This window comes from Pseudomonas sp. H3_C08, assembly GCF_054669455.1.
Map to the genome: position 1 here is coordinate 156,334 of NZ_CP162803.1, position 16,446 is coordinate 172,779.

At 60.6% G+C, this 16,446-nt stretch carries 18 protein-coding genes; 5 read left to right on the forward strand and 13 right to left on the reverse strand.

Annotated elements, in window-relative coordinates; genetic code table 11:
• Nucleotides 1–8: 8 nt before the first annotated feature.
• The 8 genes from AB4N74_RS00780 to AB4N74_RS00815 all read right to left on the reverse strand — a co-directional run bounded on the left by AB4N74_RS00780 (nt 9) and on the right by AB4N74_RS00815 (nt 10,070).
• Nucleotides 9–1,127 (reverse strand): succinylglutamate desuccinylase/aspartoacylase family protein, encoded by a 1,119-nt coding sequence (locus tag AB4N74_RS00780; RefSeq protein ID WP_099758172.1) that lies wholly within the window; start codon nt 1,125–1,127, stop codon nt 9–11.
• 28 nt (nt 1,128–1,155) lie between these two features.
• Entirely contained in the window at nt 1,156–1,866 is a 711-nt protein-coding gene (locus AB4N74_RS00785; protein ID WP_093436336.1) for an ABC transporter permease, read from the reverse strand.
• Entirely contained in the window at nt 1,863–2,591 is a 729-nt protein-coding gene (locus AB4N74_RS00790) for an ABC transporter permease (RefSeq protein ID WP_093436331.1), read from the reverse strand. The genes AB4N74_RS00785 and AB4N74_RS00790 overlap by 4 nt, the downstream gene beginning before the upstream one ends.
• Before the next feature lie 56 nt (nt 2,592–2,647).
• A complete protein-coding gene (locus tag AB4N74_RS00795; RefSeq protein ID WP_008083900.1) occupies nt 2,648–3,430 on the reverse strand; it encodes a transporter substrate-binding domain-containing protein in 783 nt (260 codons plus the stop codon).
• A 223-nt stretch (nt 3,431–3,653) separates the two neighbouring features.
• Nucleotides 3,654–5,342, reverse strand: coding sequence for an ATP-dependent DNA ligase (locus AB4N74_RS00800; RefSeq protein WP_460097983.1), 1,689 nt, complete (start codon nt 5,340–5,342; stop codon nt 3,654–3,656).
• Entirely contained in the window at nt 5,339–6,373 is a 1,035-nt protein-coding gene (locus AB4N74_RS00805) for a ligase-associated DNA damage response exonuclease (RefSeq protein ID WP_186623652.1), read from the reverse strand. Before AB4N74_RS00805 ends, AB4N74_RS00800 begins: the two co-directional genes overlap by 4 nt.
• 410 nt (nt 6,374–6,783) lie before the next feature.
• Nucleotides 6,784–9,234, reverse strand: a complete 2,451-nt coding sequence (locus tag AB4N74_RS00810; protein WP_460097984.1) for a penicillin acylase family protein — start codon at nt 9,232–9,234, stop codon at nt 6,784–6,786.
• A 191-nt stretch (nt 9,235–9,425) separates the two neighbouring features.
• Complete coding sequence (locus AB4N74_RS00815; RefSeq protein WP_093438818.1) at nt 9,426–10,070, reverse strand: glutathione binding-like protein; 645 nt, start codon at nt 10,068–10,070, stop codon at nt 9,426–9,428.
• Nucleotides 10,071–10,216: 146 nt separating this feature from the next.
• On the opposite strand from AB4N74_RS00815, the gene AB4N74_RS00820 reads away from it, so the two are divergent.
• Nucleotides 10,217–10,774 carry a cysteine hydrolase family protein gene (locus AB4N74_RS00820; RefSeq protein ID WP_460101254.1) on the forward strand — a complete coding sequence of 186 codons (558 nt, stop codon included), beginning with the start codon at nt 10,217–10,219 and terminating at the stop codon, nt 10,772–10,774.
• A 233-nt stretch (nt 10,775–11,007) separates the two neighbouring features.
• Here the strand turns inward: AB4N74_RS00820 and AB4N74_RS00825 are convergent, their stop codons facing one another.
• The 4 genes from AB4N74_RS00825 to AB4N74_RS00840 all read right to left on the reverse strand — a co-directional run bounded on the left by AB4N74_RS00825 (nt 11,008) and on the right by AB4N74_RS00840 (nt 12,795).
• Nucleotides 11,008–11,211 carry an SEC-C metal-binding domain-containing protein gene (locus AB4N74_RS00825; protein WP_034154967.1) on the reverse strand — a complete coding sequence of 68 codons (204 nt, stop codon included), beginning with the start codon at nt 11,209–11,211 and terminating at the stop codon, nt 11,008–11,010.
• On the reverse strand, nt 11,208–11,702 hold the full coding sequence (locus tag AB4N74_RS00830; protein ID WP_093438814.1) for an LEA/WHy family protein: 495 nt from the start codon (nt 11,700–11,702) through the stop codon (nt 11,208–11,210). The genes AB4N74_RS00825 and AB4N74_RS00830 overlap by 4 nt, the downstream gene beginning before the upstream one ends.
• A 114-nt stretch (nt 11,703–11,816) precedes the next feature.
• Nucleotides 11,817–12,293, reverse strand: a complete 477-nt coding sequence (locus tag AB4N74_RS00835; protein WP_093438810.1) for a YchJ family protein — start codon at nt 12,291–12,293, stop codon at nt 11,817–11,819.
• Nucleotides 12,294–12,297: 4 nt separating this feature from the next.
• Nucleotides 12,298–12,795, reverse strand: a complete 498-nt coding sequence (locus tag AB4N74_RS00840) for a DUF6231 family protein (RefSeq protein ID WP_099758176.1) — start codon at nt 12,793–12,795, stop codon at nt 12,298–12,300.
• 199 nt (nt 12,796–12,994) lie between these two features.
• Between AB4N74_RS00840 and AB4N74_RS00845 the strand changes: the two genes are divergently transcribed.
• The 4 genes from AB4N74_RS00845 (at nt 12,995) to AB4N74_RS00860 (ending at nt 15,700) form a co-directional block, all read left to right on the forward strand.
• Nucleotides 12,995–13,690 (forward strand): OmpA family protein, encoded by a 696-nt coding sequence (locus AB4N74_RS00845; protein ID WP_093438801.1) that lies wholly within the window; start codon nt 12,995–12,997, stop codon nt 13,688–13,690.
• Between the two features lie 91 nt (nt 13,691–13,781).
• Entirely contained in the window at nt 13,782–14,504 is a 723-nt protein-coding gene (locus AB4N74_RS00850) for an OmpA family protein (protein WP_099758177.1), read from the forward strand.
• Between the two features lie 163 nt (nt 14,505–14,667).
• The gene (locus tag AB4N74_RS00855) at nt 14,668–14,949 is read left to right on the forward strand and encodes a DUF1145 domain-containing protein (protein WP_093438792.1); all 282 of its coding nucleotides are present in this window, start codon (nt 14,668–14,670) and stop codon (nt 14,947–14,949) included.
• The gene (locus tag AB4N74_RS00860) at nt 14,942–15,700 is read left to right on the forward strand and encodes a hypothetical protein (protein WP_099758178.1); all 759 of its coding nucleotides are present in this window, start codon (nt 14,942–14,944) and stop codon (nt 15,698–15,700) included. Before AB4N74_RS00855 ends, AB4N74_RS00860 begins: the two co-directional genes overlap by 8 nt.
• Nucleotides 15,701–15,936: 236 nt before the next feature.
• Here the strand turns inward: AB4N74_RS00860 and AB4N74_RS00865 are convergent, their stop codons facing one another.
• Nucleotides 15,937–16,401 (reverse strand): CopD family protein, encoded by a 465-nt coding sequence (locus AB4N74_RS00865; protein WP_093438783.1) that lies wholly within the window; start codon nt 16,399–16,401, stop codon nt 15,937–15,939.
• Nucleotides 16,402–16,446: the final 45 nt, after the last annotated feature.

The window sequence follows — 16,446 nt, forward strand, 5'->3', positions numbered from 1 at the left end:
AGACATCCTCAAGGCGAAAGTAGGTAGCCGCTGCGATAGGCTTCAGCGCCCGCGACGTGGGCGATAACCATGCCGGCAGTGGCCATGCGTCGCAGCGAGCGGGCGTACATCACGCCGGCGCTGGTGCAATGAACGGGGGTGACCCGATCGTGGATCGGGTCGATGATTTCGGCGATCTGTTGCCCGGCTTCGAGGTATTGACCCGCCGTGGCGGTGTAAACCAGCAGCCCGCCGACCGGGGTGGTCACCGGTTCCACACCGGCCAGCGGCGTAGCGGGGAACGGCAACGGTGGTTGCGATTTGGTCTCGCCGACAATCGCATCGGACTGGATCAGATAATCGATCAGCGCCTGGCAGTCGCGGCTGGCCAGCGGATGGGTGACATCGCCTTGACCGCGCAACTCGACGGTCACCGAGAAACTGCCCAGCGGAATCTCGAAGTGTTCGCCGAAGCGCTCCTTCAGTTGCCACCACAGCAGGGTGAAGCATTCGTCGAACGACTGACCGCCGGAGTCGGTGGCCAGCAAGCTCGCCTGAGCTTCGATGTAGCGCGCCAGCGGTTCGACCTGCGGCCACGCTTCGGGCGTGGTGTAAAGGTGCACCACCGATTCGAAATCACAGTGCAAGTCCAGCACCATGTCCGCGTCGCAGGCCAACCGTTGCAGGGTCAGACGCTGGGATTGCAGTTGCGTGCTGGCGGTCTGGCGGGCGAGCGCGTCGCGCAGATGTGTGCGGATCAGTTCGAGGTTGTGTTGCGGATCGTCGTTCAGCTTGCCTTCGATGGCGTTGCCGATCTCTTCGCTGAGATCGACGAACCAGCGGTTGAAGTTCTGCCCGCTCTCCAGTTCGTAGCGGCCCAACGGCACGTCCATCAGCACTTGTTCGAGGCCGACCGGGTTGGCCACCGGCACCAGCACGATTTGGCTGCGCAGGCGCCCGGCGGCTTCCAGCTCCGCCAGACGCTGCTTGAGGTGCCAGGCGACGAGCATGCCGGGCAATTCATCGGCGTGCAGCGAGGACTGGATGTAGACCTTGCCTTTGGCCTGCTCCGGGCCGAAGTGGAAGCTGTGGATCTGTCGTGCGGTCCCCGGCAGCGGGGCCAGCAAGTCATGAATCAGGTGGCGCATTTTTTATCTCTTTATTCCTGAACTGGGCCTAGTGAGTCGGCCCGAGGAAGGCCAGCCATCGGCGTTCGGCAAGGCGGAACAGGCCGACCAGCGCAAAGGTGATGGTCAGGTAGATCAACGCGGCGATGCCGAACGACTGAAAGGTCAGGAAGGTCGCCGAGTTGGCGTCCCGCGCAACTTTCAGGATGTCGGGGATGGTCGCGGTGAAGGCCACGGTGGTCGAGTGCAGCATCAGGATCACTTCGTTGCTGTAATACGGCAACGAACGGCGCAGCGCCGACGGCATGATCACGTAGGCATACAGTTTCCAGCCGGTCAGCCCGTAAGCCTTGGCCGCCTCGACTTCGCCGTGGTTCATGCTGCGAATCGCCCCGGCGAAAATCTCCGTGGTGTAGGCGCAAGTGTTCAGGGCAAAGGCGAGGATCGTGCAGTTCATCGCATCGCGAAAGAAACTGTCGAGCAGCGGCTGCGCACGCACGGCGGCCAGGCTGTAGATCCCGGTGTAGCAGATCAGCAACTGGATATACAGCGGCGTGCCACGGAACAGGTAGGTGTAGAACTGCACCGGCCAGCGGATGTAGAAGTGGCTCGAGACGCGCGCGATCGACAGCGGAATCGACACCAGGAAACCGATGAAGATCGAGGCGCTGAGCAGCCACAGCGTCATCGCCAGCCCGGTAATGTTCTGGCCGTCGGTATAGAGGAAGGCGCGCCAGTATTCCTGCAGAAGTTCGATCATCGTACGGCCTCCCGGGCACCGGCGGCGTAGCGGCGTTCGAGCCAGCGCAGGATGAAGTTCGAGGCACTGGTGATCAGCAGATAGATCAACGCGGCGAGGACCAGGAAGTAGAACAGTTGATAAGTGCTTTTACCGGCGTCCTGCGCCGCTTTGACCAGGTCGGCGAGGCCGATGATCGACACCAGCGCGGTGGCCTTGAGCATCACCATCCAGTTGTTGCCGATGCCCGGCAGGGCGAAACGCATCATTTGCGGGAACACCACGAAGCGAAAGCGCTGGCCGCGTTTGAGGCCATACGCGGTGGCGGCTTCAACCTGACCGCGCGGCACGGCGAGGATCGCGCCACGGAAAGTTTCGGTGAAATACGCACCATAAATGAAGCCCAGCGTCAGCACCCCGGCGCTGAACGGGTTGATCTCGATGTATTCCCATTCCATGTAGTCAGTCAGGGACGTCAGCCAGGTTTGCAGGCTGTAGAAAATCAGCAGCATCAGCACCAGATCCGGCACCCCGCGAATCAGCGTGGTGTAGAGCTGGGCGGGCAGGCGCACCAGTTTAATTTTTGACAGTTTGGCGCTGGCGCCGAGCAGACCGAGCAACACGGCCACCAGTAGCGACAACGCCGACAATTTGATGGTCATCCAGGTGCCTTCCAACAGCAAAGGGCCGAAGCCCTTGAGGCTGAAGGCGGAGAGCCCCAGATTTTGTAAGAGGTTTTCGAACATAAATCAGCAACCTGAGCGGATGGAAAAGGCGCCCATCGAGGATGGGCGCCGGGGCATTATTTGCCGCTGTACAGATTCAGATCGCCAAAGTGTTTCTTTTGAATCTCGGCGTATTTGCCGTCATCGTGTAACGCTTTGATACCTTTATCTAAAAGCGCCTTCAGCTCAGTGTTACCTTTCTTAATACCGACAGCGGTTTTGGCTGGCAGCAATTCGTTGTCGACTGGCTTGCTGACGTCATAGTCGGCACCCTGTGGCGACTTCAAGAAGCCCAGTTCGGCTTGCAGCATGTCCTGAATACCGGCGTCGAGACGGCCGGAGGTCAGGTCGGAGTACACCTGATCCTGATTCTGATAGGCCTGGGTTTTCACGCCGGCCTTGTCCAGCACGGCTTTGGCGTAGGCTTCCTGAATGGTGCCTTGCTCGTAGCCGACGGTTTTACCCTTCAGCGAAGCAACGTCGGCGGTGATGCCGGAGCCTTTTTTCGACACGTAAGCGGTCGGGCCGGAGAACAGTTCGCTGGAGAAGTCGATGACTTTTTCGCGAGCCGGGGTCACGGTCATCGACGAGATCACACCGTCGAATTTGTTGGCCTTGAGGCCCGGAATCATGCCGTCGAAGTCACTTTCGACCCACTTGCACTTGACCTTGAGTTCGGCGCAGATCGCGTTGCCCAGGTCGATGTCGAAGCCCACCAGGCTGCCGTCGGCCGCTTTCGACTCGAAGGGTGCGTACGAAGGGTCAACGCCAAAGCGCAGCTCTTTGTATTCCTTGGCCAGCGCGGAGCCAGCGGCCATGCACAACGCCAGTGCAGAAAGGGTCAGCAATGCTTTTTTCATTATTCAATCCCTAAGAACCAATATGAGCGCTTGTGGCGCAGAATTATTGTTACTGGAACGCATACGACCTATAGAAAGTAGCAATTTCCGAACCAGAGTCCCGAACAAGTGTTTTAAAAGGTTGGGCGGGGAGGGATGAGGGGAACTGAGTGCACGGAAATGGGCATTGCCCAAAGCGTGCACCGATTTGTGGCCGCGTCATGTGTTGTCCCGGGAAAAGGGGTCAGGCCAGCAGATCCTGCAAAGTGGCCAAGCTATCCGCTTCATCCACGGTTTTATCCTGCCGCCAGCGCAGCATCCGCGGAAAACGCACCGCGATCCCGCTCTTGTGTCGGCGTGACAGGGCAATACCTTCAAAGCCCAGTTCAAAAACCAGACTCGGCTTCACACTGCTCACCGGGCCGAACTTCTCCACCGTGGTCTTGCGCACGATGCTGTCGACCTGACGCATTTCCTCATCGGTCAGCCCCGAATACGCCTTGGCGAACGGCACCAGCGCGCGCTGACTCGAATCGGGCGGGCCGTCCCACACGGCAAAGGTGTAATCGCTATACAGACTGGCCCGCCGGCCATGCCCGCGCTGCGCGTAAATCAGTACCGCATCGACGCTGAACGGGTCGACTTTCCACTTCCACCATACGCCCATGTCTTTGGTGCGCCCGACGCCATATAACGCGTCGCGCGCCTTGAGCATCATGCCCTCGACACCCAGTCGCCGCGAGGACTCGCGTTGGCGGGCGAGGTCCAACCAATCAGTGCCGGTCAGCACCGGTGAAGCCAGCAGCACCGGGCTGTTGCAGCGCGCAATCACCGCTTCCAGTTGCGCCCGACGTTTCGCTTGCGGCTGGTTGCGCCAGTCTTCGCCTTGCCATTCGAGCAGGTCGTAGGCGAGCACCACCACCGGCACGTCTTCAAGGATTTTCTTGTCGAGGGTCTTGCGGCCGATGCGTTGTTGCAGCAGGGCGAAGGACTGCACGGCTGGCGGTTCGGTCGATTGCGGATCAAAGGCGTCTTCGGTGCTCGGATGCGTGCTTTTCCACACGACGATTTCGCCGTCGATCACCGTGCCATCGGGCAAACCGTGTACCAGGACCTCCAGTTCGGGAAAACGCTCGGTCACCAGTTCCTCGCCCCGCGACCAGATCCATAGTCGGCCCTCTCGCTTGACCACTTGGGCGCGGATGCCATCCCATTTCCATTCAATCTGCCAATCGCTGGCCGGGCCGATCAGCGTTTCAAATTCTTCCACCGGTTGCGACAAGGCGTGGGCCAGGAAGAACGGATACGGCTGACCACCCCGCTGAGCATGTTCATCGCTGGATTCAGGGGCAATCAGCTTCAGGTAACTGGCGGCGCTCGGCCGGTTGGACAGATCGGTGTAACCGACCAGACGCTGCGCCACACGCTTGCTGTCCAGCCCGGCCATCGAGGCCAAGGCCCGGGTGACCAGCAATTTCGAGACGCCGACGCGGAAACTGCCGGTGATCAATTTGATGCACAGCATCAGGCTTGATCGATCCAATTGCGCCCACAGGGCCGGCAGTTGCCGGTTCAGATATTCCGGTGCTTCACCGCGCAGTGGCAGCAGTTTGTCTTCGATCCACTCGGCGAGGCCAGCGTCGGAGCTGTGCGGGTTTTCTGCGAGTACCAGCGAAATGGTTTCCGCGAGGTCGCCGACCGCTTGATAGCTTTCCTCGAACAACCACGGCTCCAGGCCGGAGATCTCGACGGCGAGTTCGCGCAGAATTCTCACCGGCACCAGTTGCCGGGGCCGGCCACCGGAGAGAAAGTACACCGCCCATGCGGCATCGTGCGGTTCGGCCTGGGCGAAGTAGGCTTGCATCGCCGCCAGTTTGGCGTTGCTCGAGGTGGTCGCGTCGAGTTCGGCGTACAGTTCGGCGAATGCTTTCATGCGGGCATCTCTGCGATGGTCGGTTCGGTGGCGAGGTGTTCTTCTTCGTCATCGCCGTATTCGGTGTTGAAACCCTGGGCATCCAGACCCTGTTCGCGCAGATGCCGCACCAGCACGCCGATCGAACCGTGGGTGACCATGACGCGTTCCGCACCGGTTTGCTCGATGGCCCACAATAGGCCGGGCCAGTCGGCGTGATCGGAGAGCACGAAACCGCGATCGACGCCGCGCCGTCGTCGGGTACCACGCAAGCGCATCCAGCCACTGGCAAATGCGTCGCTGTACTCGCCAAAACGGCGCATCCAGCTGCTGCCACCGGCCGAAGGCGGGGCGATGACCAGGGCCTGGCGCATGATCGGATCGTTTTTTTTCACCTCTCCGGCGTAGATCGTCGGCGGCAAATACACGCCGGCCTCGCGGTAGACCCGATTCAGCGGTTCGACCGCACCGTGGCTGAGGATCGGACCGAGGCTTTCGTCGATGCCGTGGAGTATCCGTTGAGCCTTGCCGAACGAGTAACAGAACAACACGCTGGCCTTGCCGGCCGCGATGTTCGCTGCCCACCACTGATTGATCTCGCTGAACACCTGCGCTTGGGGCTGCCAGCGATAAATCGGCAGGCCGAAGGTCGATTCGGTGATGAAGGTGTGGCAGCGCACCGGTTCGAACGGGGCGCAGGTGCCGTCCGGTTCGATCTTGTAGTCGCCGGACGCGACCCACACTTCGCCACCGTATTCCAGGCGCACTTGTGCCGAACCGAGCACGTGGCCGGCGGGGTGAAAGCTCAGGGTGACACCGTGGTGCGTCAGGCGCTGGCCGTAGGCGAGGGTTTGCAGGTTGATGTCCTGCCCCAGACGCGCGCGCAAAATCCCTTCGCTGGCGCTGCTGGCCAGATAATGTTGGTTACCGGTACGGGCGTGATCGCCGTGGGCATGGGTAATGACCGAGCGCTCGACGGGGCGCCACGGGTCTATGTAGAAATCTCCGGCAGGGCAGTACAAACCCTCGGGGCGGGCGATAACAAGGTCCATGTCCTTACCAGAATGGGGGGCTTGTTAGCTATGAGGCTGACGCTGGGCTGGAAGTTCTATCGACTTTGAAGAGCAACCCTCACCCCAGCCCTCTCCCTGAGGGAGAGGGAGCCGACCGAGGTGTCTGGGAGAGCTACGCCGACGTGAAATACCGAGTCGAACACAGATTCTGGACCAGATCAAAAGCCCCTCACCCCAGCCCTCTCCCTGAGGGAGAAGGGGCCGACTGAGGTGTCTGGCCAGCTACATCGACCTGAAAGACCGAGTCGATTACGGATTCGGCAAGGCACGAACCGAGTTGATTCTGGATTCGGCAGTGCACGTTCAGGTCGGCGTATGACTCAAGCATCCCCCAATCAGTCCCCTCTCCCTCCGGGAGAGGGTTAGGGTGAGGGGCTTTTGATGTACAGCTATTTGCCGGGAGTAAGCGTCAGACGGGTCTTGCCGTAGACCCGGTCAAAGTTCTGCGGCTGCATCGGCAAGCCGATGTACTGCCCCTTCAGCCACGCATCGATGCCATTGAGGTAGTTCGGACTCACCGGATTACCCGACTGCCCCGTACCGTTCTGCCCCATCAGCGGTTCAGCCTGGCCGAAGTCGACGATGAAACGCATCGACGGCGCACGCGTCGTGGTGAAATCCTGACCCCAGGCGAACGCCGACGTGTTCAACGTGGTGTGATCGCCACCGGCCGCCAGTGGTCGGCGCACGGTCTGTCCATTGCTGTTCTTCCAGGCATAACTGTGCAGCTTGCCCCACTGCCAGGCGCGGTGGTCGCCGCCCAACTGGCTCTCGCCAGCGCTGATCGCCGCCGCGAAGCTACGGGCAAGAATCAGCGCTTTGTCTTCTTTCTGCGGCGTACGAATGTCGTCCCAGAACGGACTGTCTTCGCGCCCCAACAGATGGTCAGCCTGCGCCGCGTAGGACAAATCACCGTTGGCGATAAACGCCTTCCACGCAGGACTCGATTCCGGACCGAGCTCATCGAGGAAGATCTGCTTCATGCTTTCTTGCAGGAACAGTTCGTAGATCGCCGCATCCGCCGAGGTCGGGCTGAGCTTGCCGTCGAACGCCATCAACCGCGTGAACGCTTCGCGCGCCTTGCTGCGATCCGCTTCCGGCAGGGCATCGATCGCCTGTTTCAGCGGCTGCTTCATGCCCGGTGCTTCGAAGACTTTCTTCAACTTGGCGGCGAAGGTGGTGGTCTGGTCGTACTGCATGGCGATCACGCTGCGGCTGTCGTGCTTGCCGCTGCCGGCCAGTTCCGCCAGACGTTCGCCACGTTCCGGCGCCGCCCAAGAGTTCGACAGTTGCATGCCGTAACCGTGAGGAATCACACGCTGGTTGGCGGTGCCGAGCCAACCTTGCGCCGGATCCTGATCGTACGGATGCAGCATCGGGTCGGCGTAACCGTCCCAGTCGTAGCGACCTTCCCAGCCCGGCGACGGCAGCAAGCCTTCGCCTTCGCGGCGGTTGGGGAAACGCCCGGTGACCTGCCAACCGATGTTGCTCGCATCGGCGAACACCAGATTCAGGGCGATGGCGCGGATCTCGCGGCTCGCGTCGGAAGCGCGTTCAACGGTTTGCGCGCGGGTCAGATCAAAAAACGCATCCAGCGACTTGTCGTCGGTGAAGCTCGGGGTCTGCAAGGCCAGGCCGAAACCGCTGCCTTGCGCGGCCGCCTGAGCACTGTTGAGCAATGCGCCGTGGCGGGTTTCGTACACCGCTTCGCGAATCGGCCGTTGGCCTTTGACGAAGTAGGTTTCGTTGCGCACGCCCAGCGGCTGCCATTTGCCGTTGACCTCGTAGGTCAGGCTGCTGCCCTGACGGCGAATTTTTTCCAGAAACAGATCCTGGTTGTCGCCGAGCACGCTGGTCATGCTCCACGCGACTTTGCCGTTGAAACCGCCGAGGACCATCGGCAGACCGGCAACGGTGACGCCGGCGGCCTGATATTTCGGTGCGCGGATCTGCACGAAACTCCACAGCGAAGGCGCGGCCAGCGGCCCATGGGCGTCACTGGCCAGCAGGCTCTTGCCGCTGCGGCTGCGTTGCGGGGCGATCGCCCAGTTGTTCGAAGACGGGGTGCCGAGCAGGTTCAGCGCCGACAGTTGCTGGCTGGCGTTGCTCAGTTCGGTCAGGCCGGGGATCTGCCCGTTGAGCTTGAGCCCTTGCAGCTTGTCGGCCTCGGCCAGTGGCAGGTTTTCGTCAGGCGCGGACGGCGTCAGCCAGGCGAGTTTGTCGGTGGTGACGGTTTGCGCCAGCACCAGCGAGGAAATCTCTTCCGGCAGATTGGCTGACTGGCTGAAATTCAACAGGGCGAAAATCAGCGCCGAGTCTTCCGGCTTCCAATACTCAGGCTTGTAGCCGCTGGAGGCGAGGTCGCCCGGCAGCTTGTCGGCGTAGCGGAACAGGTAGGCGTTGACCCCTCGCGCATAGACTTCGAAGAAACGCTTGAGGCGAGGCGACGAGGCCTTGTACAGCTCGCCAGCGCTTTTCTTCAGATTGACCGCGCGCATGTAGCGGTCGGCGTCGAGCATTGACGCGCCGGACATTTCCGCCAGACGGCCCTGCGCCAACAGGCGCAAGGTCACCATCTGATTGATGCGATCGCTGGCGTGGACGTAACCGAGGCTGAACAGTGCGTCATGGAACGTGTTGCTCTCGATCAGCGGCATGCCCATGGCATTGCGACGTACCGACACGTTCTGCGCCAGACCCTTGAGCGGTTGCACGCCGGAGGTCGGCGGGAGGGTGTCCTGAGCATTCCAGGTCTGGCAACCGGACAGGCCCAAAACACCGGCCACTGCTGCGGCAACGCCGAACCGGGGAAGAAAATGTGTGAGGGCTGGCGAGGCCATGGCAAAGCTCCTGCGGGGGGTAGCGTCAGTAAAGGCGCTACGTTAGTGAGCAGGAGGTGGCCGCGCAAGCGGGGGCGGGGGTTATTTGCGTATTTCTGTCGAATGGAAAAGATCGCAGCCTGCGGCAGCTCCTGCATAAGCATGCATTCCCCTGTATGAGCTGCCGCAGGCTGCGATCTTTTGCCGTTCAATCAAGCCTTCGGTGGATTGATTTTCTGCACCAGCGCGTAGGCCTTCACCGTCGCCGGGCGATCCTTGATGTGGTTGAACCAGCGCTGCACATGCGCGAAGTCTTCAAGGTTCTGGCTTTGCCATTTGTGCGAGACGATCCACGGATAGATCGCCATGTCGGCAATGCTGTATTCGCTGCCGGCGACGAATTCGTTATCAGCCAGTTGCTTGTTCAATACGCCATACAACCGCGCGGTCTCGTCGATGTAGCGCTTGATCGCGTAGGGGATTTTCTCCGGGGCGAACTGGCTGAAGTGGTGATTCTGGCCGGCCATCGGCCCCAGTCCGCCCATTTGCCAGAACAGCCATTGCAGCGCCGTTTGCCGACCGCGCAGGTCTTGGGGCAGAAACTTCCCGGTCTTCTCCGCCAGATACAAAAGAATCGCCCCGGATTCGAACAGCGACAACGGTTCGCCGCCATCGGCCGGTTCATGATCGACGATGGCCGGGATGCGGTTGTTCGGGGCGATTTTCAGAAAGTGTGGCTGAAACTGCTCACCCTGACCGATGTTGATCGGGTGCACGTTGTACGGCAGGCCGGCTTCTTCGAGGAACAGAGAGATCTTGTGGCCGTTGGGGGTGGTCCAGTAATACAGGTCGATCATGGAGAACTCCAAAGCAGAAATGGACTTGCGTGCGGACAGCAAACGCCGGCGTCAGGTCGTCCCGTGTGCGTTCGATAGCTTGCTTAGTAGGAAGAGGTGATGCTGAACTGCGCAGAATTCAATGACTCTGCATGAGAAAAATCGCCATGGAGCTTCAGGCCAACGCTGCACTGATCATCATCGACCAGCAAAAAGGCATCCTGCAGCCGCGTTTGGGGCGAAGAAATAATCCTCAGGCGGAAGAGCGAATCCTTGATCTGCTGGGGCTGTGGCGGCGTAGCACAAGGCCGGTGATTCATGTGCAGCATCTGTCGCGTGAACCGGATTCGGTGTTTTGGCCGGAGCAGGAAGGCGTGGAATTCCAGCAGCGTTTTTTGCCGCAGGACGGCGAATGGCTGATTCAGAAACAGGTGCCGGATGCGTTTTGTGCCACCGGGTTAGAGGCGCGGTTGCGAGAGGCGGGGATCGGGCAATTGGTTATTGTCGGCGTGGCCACTAACAACTCCGTGGAATCGACGGCGCGCACGGCGGGGAATCTGGGGTTTGATGCGTGGGTGGCGGAGGATGCCTGTTTCACCTTCGACAAGGCTGATTATTTCGGCACATTGCGTACGGCTGAAGAGGTGCACGGGATGTCGCTGGGGAATCTGCACGGTGAGTATGCGACGGTGGTCAGTTCTGCACAGATTCTGGTGGCCGGCTGAAAAACTTCACCGTATGTGCCGGCCCCTTCGCGAGCAGGCTCGCTCCCACAGGGGAACGCATTGCAGCTGAAGAAACCCGCTCAGGCGACAACGATGTTGGATGTGCCGGCCTCATCGCGAGCAGGCTCACTCCTACAGGGATTGCATTCCAACTGGAGGAACTCGATTGACTGTGGGAGCGAGCTTGCTCGCGAAGGCGGCAGGTCAGGCGAAGAGGGTCTTCGCCCCGGGCATCACGCCCCGTGGCACTTCTTGAATTTCTTGCCGTTGCCGCATGGGCACGGGTCGTTGCGGCCGACGTCTTTCAGGGCGTTGCGCACCGGTTCCTGGTGGGCGTGGCCGCAGTTCGGGCCGTGCACGTGGCCGTGGTCATGTTCGTGATGATGGTCATGATCGTGATTGCAGTCAGGGCCATGGACATGAGGTTGCTGGGTCATCGGTGTTGCTCCGGAATTAAATCGGCGGGGATTATCACGCCATTGCGCTCAAGGTGCACGTAGTGGGCGATGAATAAACCGGTTTCCATCTCACCCTGCAAGCGATAGGGAATCTGTTGATTCGAGCTTTTCAGCATTTTCACCACATCTTTTACCCGGGGCCACAGGTTGGTGCGGATCGGCACTTTGAAGTAGGCACTGCGTTTTGGTCCGACCGTAAACCAGTGTTCATGCTCACCCTCGGCCAGCAGTATGTCGGCAAGATGAATACGGTATTCGAGGCCGCGCACGGTCAGGTCGCTATCGTTGGGGTTATCGACGCGAAAGTGCAGGATGAATTTCTGTTCAAGCAATTTGGCGCGCACCACTTCGACTTTCACCAGATGCACGGCGGGGTCGACGCTGTCATCGCTGAACCACGACGCGCAACCGCCGAGGTTCAGGATCAGCATCAAAAACAGAAAATGTAGTGTGCGCCAGCGACCGAGCATGGTTTTCTCCCTTTGCTGGCAGTCTAGCCGCTAAAAGATCGCAGTCTTCGGCAGCGCCTACAGGCGAAGCGCAAATCCTGTGCAGGAGCTGCCGCAGGCTGCGATCTTTTGATCTTAAGCGCCGAAATATCCCGCACAGCACTTCTTGAACTTCTGCCCACTGGCGCACGGGCAACTGTCATTGCGCCCCAGCTTCAACTGCACCGTCGGGTCGATGAAGTACCAGCGCCCGGCGTTCTGCACGAACGACGAACGCTCGCGATGGCTATGCTCGCCCTGACCGTCATGCCAGCGCGCGGTGAAGGTGACGAAAGCGTGTTCCGGCTGGCCACCGAAGACTTCCGAGCTCTCGACTTCAAGGCCGAGCCAGGTGCTCTGCGCACTCCAGTCGGTGATCGATTGGCGATTGAGGCCCGCTTGCTGGGCGGGCAGGGTGGTCGCCACCAGATAGTCGATCAGCCCCAGCACATAGGCGCTGTAGCGCGAACGCATCAGCGCTTCGGCGCACGGTGCCGGATGGCCGTCGTGATAATGGCCGCAGCAGGCCTCCAGCAGATTGCCGCTGCCGCACGGGCAAATGGCTGTACTCATTGCATTACCACCAGTATTTCCCGAAGTTTTCCGGATTGGCCCAGAACCGTGAGTTGAGCCAGTCGGGGACTTGTTTGTATTCAAGCAGATCATAGGTGAACAGGGTCAGCACTTGATCGTCGCGTTGAAAACATTCACTGGCTTGCAGCGCCAGTGAATAGAAGTCGGTTTCCTGCCAGCCGCTGGCCGCCAGATCCGCCAGCACGGCGATGCGGCTGGCGTTGAGATTGCGAATCCCGCCCAACAGGTTCAGGCCATCGCGTTTGGGCAAATGTTCCAGGCAATCGACCACCAGCGCCAGATCGAAACGCTGTGCCGCCAGTTCGGCGGGCAATGCGCCCGGCGCCGCATGGGCGACGACGGTGTCTGGATGTGCCTCTTTAAAGGCGCTCAGGGCTGGAAATTCGCTGGCGCCGATCAGCAACAGCCGCGCCGGGGCGTAGCGATCCAGCAAAGCGGCTAACGCCTGTTGCGGCGTGCGGGAAGAAATGGCGACGTTCATCGAAGCTCCTCAATCAGACCGCCAAGACTAGCCTGCCTGACGGTGGCGGCAAAGCGCCCTGTTCCGCCCGTTTCGGGTAAATGTGCCGAAGTCCTGTGAACAGGCTCGCAAACAGCGGTGGCCTATTGCTGGCGGAGATTAAAACTCCGGTCTTTACTCCCTGAATCGGTTCTAAGCCGATCCCTCAGGAGAAAACCAGATGAGCATAGTTCGGACAGCATTACCTTTGATTCTGCTAACCAGTGTGTTGACTGGTTGCGCAGGTTTGCAGAAAACCGACTGGCCGACCTGTGCGGCGGTCGGTGGTGTCGTCGGTGCCGGTCTCGGCGCAACCGAAAGTTCGGCATGGGCCGGCTACGGTGCGTTGCTGGTCGGTGGCACGGCAGCGGCCTATTGCTGGGTTCACGGCGATGGCGACGAAGACGGCGATGGCGTGCCGGACAGTCGCGACAAGTGCCCGGGCACGCCTAAAGGCGTACAGGTCGATGCTGACGGTTGCCCTCCACCAGCGCCTGCACCCGTGGTCGAAGAAGCTGTAGTGGTCAAGGAAGAAACCATTGTTATCCGTGATGTGCACTTCCAGTTCGACAAAGCCACGCTGACCGGCCCTGACAAGCAAGTGCTCGACAAGGTCGCCACCCGCCTGAAACAGGAATCCTCGACGGCGCAACTGACTGTGACCGGTCACACCGACAGTGTGGGCAGCGATGCCTACAACAAGAAACTGTCGGATCGTCGTGCGCACTCGGTGGTGGAGTACCTGATCCAGCAGGGTGTGCCACGCGCCAGCTTCGTTTCGGTGTCCGGCATGGGTGAAAGCCAGCCAGTGGCCGATAACAAAACCGCTGACGGTCGCGCACAAAACCGTCGTACCGAAATCAAAATCCAGCGTTAAGCCCCTCTCGCATCCGCGGCTTGTGCAGTCGCGGATGCGGGTCTTTACTCCTGTGTAACCGGTATGGGCCGGTGACACAGGAGCTTTCACAATGACTGTTTTCTCAAGGTCCGTCTTGCCGGTGCTGCTGCTAGGCAGCTTGCTCACCGGTTGCGCCACCCACAGCGATGGCACTGCACCCCTCAATCAACGTACGTGGCCGATCTGCAGCCTTATCGGCGGGCTGGTCGGTGGCGGTCTCGGCGCCATTGAAAGTGGCGGCTGGGCCGGCGGCGGCGCAGCGCTGGGGATTCTTACCGGCGGACTGATCTGTTACGCCCAGGACGGCGATGAAGACGGCGACGGTGTATTCGACCGCCGCGACCGTTGCCCGGACACCCCGGAAAATACCCCGGTCGATCACCGTGGTTGCCCGTTGCCGCAATACCCGGTCACGGAAAAAGTGCCGGAGCCTGCACCGCAAACTGAAGTCATCACCCTCAGCGATGCCGGCAACGTGCTGTTCGATTTCGACAAATCCGACCTGACCCCGGCGGCGAAATCCCAGCTCGATACGCTGATGGACAAACTGCGCAATGCCGACGTGGTGAGCATCAAGGTCATTGGTCACACCGACAGCAAAGGTTCGGATGCGTACAACCAGGCCTTGTCGGAAAGGCGTGCAAGCAGTGTCGCCACGTATCTGCTGAGCCAAGGGCTGGCGCCCAACAAACTCACCAGTGAGGGGCGCGGTGAAAGCGAGCCGGTTGCCGATAACGCCACCGATGAAGGTCGTGCGCAGAATCGGCGTGTGGAGTTGCACATCAATCGTTAGGACGCGTCTGTAGGGCGCAGGCTAGAGCTGCCGGGCGACGATCAGCGTCGTTTCGGCAGCCATTTGGCAGACGATCGAAGTTTTTTCATTTTCCCCTCTGGCTTATCCCCCGCAGAAGCCGTTACTGTGCGCCCAAAGAATAATTCGCAACACGGGGGAGCGTATGAAAGTGTTCTGGGGGCTGGGGCGATTGTTGACCCTGCTGTTCTGCTGCGTGGTACTGGCCAATCAGTTGGTGCCGTTCGTACATCCGTTGCATCTGCTGGTCAATCTGGCCGGCGGTCTGTTGTTGCTGATTCATCTATTCGAAGTGCTGCTGTGCAATCGCAGCCTCCAAGGTCGCCCGCACCCTTGGCGTGACCGTGGCCGCATCCTGCTGTTCGGCGTATTCCACCTGCAAACCATCCCGGCCCCGGCCGCTCCGGAGGCTTCTTCCCATGCGTAAACTCTGCTTGCTCGCTGCATTCATCAGCCCATTGGCCTGTGCCCAGGTGGTCAGCGTTGAAACCAATTCGCTGATGCGTTTGCCCAATACCGCCAGCACCTTGCAGCTGGAAAAACTCGAAGTGGCCGATTACGGCACGCTGTTGATTCCGGCGAACGTGACCGAGTTGAGTGTCGGTGAACTACGTCTTGGCCATGAAGCACGCATCGCGATCGTTCCGGGCGAGAACGCTTTGGACATGAAGGTCGTTCGCGCAGAGCTGAGCGATGGCAGCCAGATCACCGCGCGCGGGGCGCCGGGGACGTATGAAAAAGCTGCCCGTGCCGGACGTAATCTGAATCTGCAATTCAAGGCGTTGAGCGCGCCGCAGCTGTTGGTCGATGCCCGTGGCGGCACCGGTGCGCCGGGCTTTGTCGGCCTTGACGGCGGTAACGGCGAAGACCCGGGCTGCACTTATGGTTCGGCCGGGCATGGTTTTGATGGCAGCAACGGCAGTGATGGCCAACCGGGCGCTCCGGGTGCGCTGGTGCGGCTGGAAGTGCCGCGCGAGTTTCCGGCTGAGCTGATCAAGGTCAATGTCGCGGGCGGTGCGGGCGGACCAGCCGGTGTTGGCGGCAAGGCAGGCAAGGGCGGCAAGTCCAAGGGCTGCCTTGTGTATCGCGCCGATGGTGGCAAGAACGGCAAGGCCGGGGCGGATGGCCAGCCTGGGCCGGTGGGGGCGGCGGGTGCTGTGACCGTGCAGCGCCTGTAAAGGCAGACCCTCACCCCAGCCCTCCCGAAACGTCGGACCGCCCGTAGGGAGAGGGGGCCGACCGAGGTGACTCAGGCTATCCATCGACCTGAAAAACCGTGTCGATTATGGATTCAAAGCTAATCCTTCAGGTCGGCGTAACTCTTCAATATCCCCCATTCAGTCCCCTCTCCCTACGGGCGGTCCGACGTTTCGGGAGGGTTAGGGTGAGGGGCTTTTGATCTCAGTCCCCAATTTCAGAATATCGGCCGAGCCGCGGCAATCGCCACCAGCACCAGCCCGACAATCAGATTAAGCCCCACCACCCGGCGAATTCGCCCCAGCACCGCCGCACCCGCCGGCCAGTCCTTCGCCTCCACCACCGTACGCAGTTCAGGCAACATCAACCCCTGAATGCGGATAAACAGCGCCGTCATCACCACATACAAGCCCATCATCACCTGCACATACTTCGGCGCGGTCTCAAACCCGACCTGCTGCAAATGCAACATGCCCACGCCGCTGATGGGCAAAAGAATCACCGCGACCCAGACCCACCGAAAAAAACCTTGAAACACTTCCACCCACAAGGTGAGGCGGGCTGGGCCGTCGAGGGCCTTCACAGCCGCGGGGCGCAGGACCATCCAGGCGAAAAACATGCCGCCGACCCACACCAGGGCGGACAGCACATGCAGGGGGTAAACGAGGCTAAAAGGTGTCATTGGGGCACTCCGTTCTGCGCGGGATTAATTAGCGGGGTATGATAG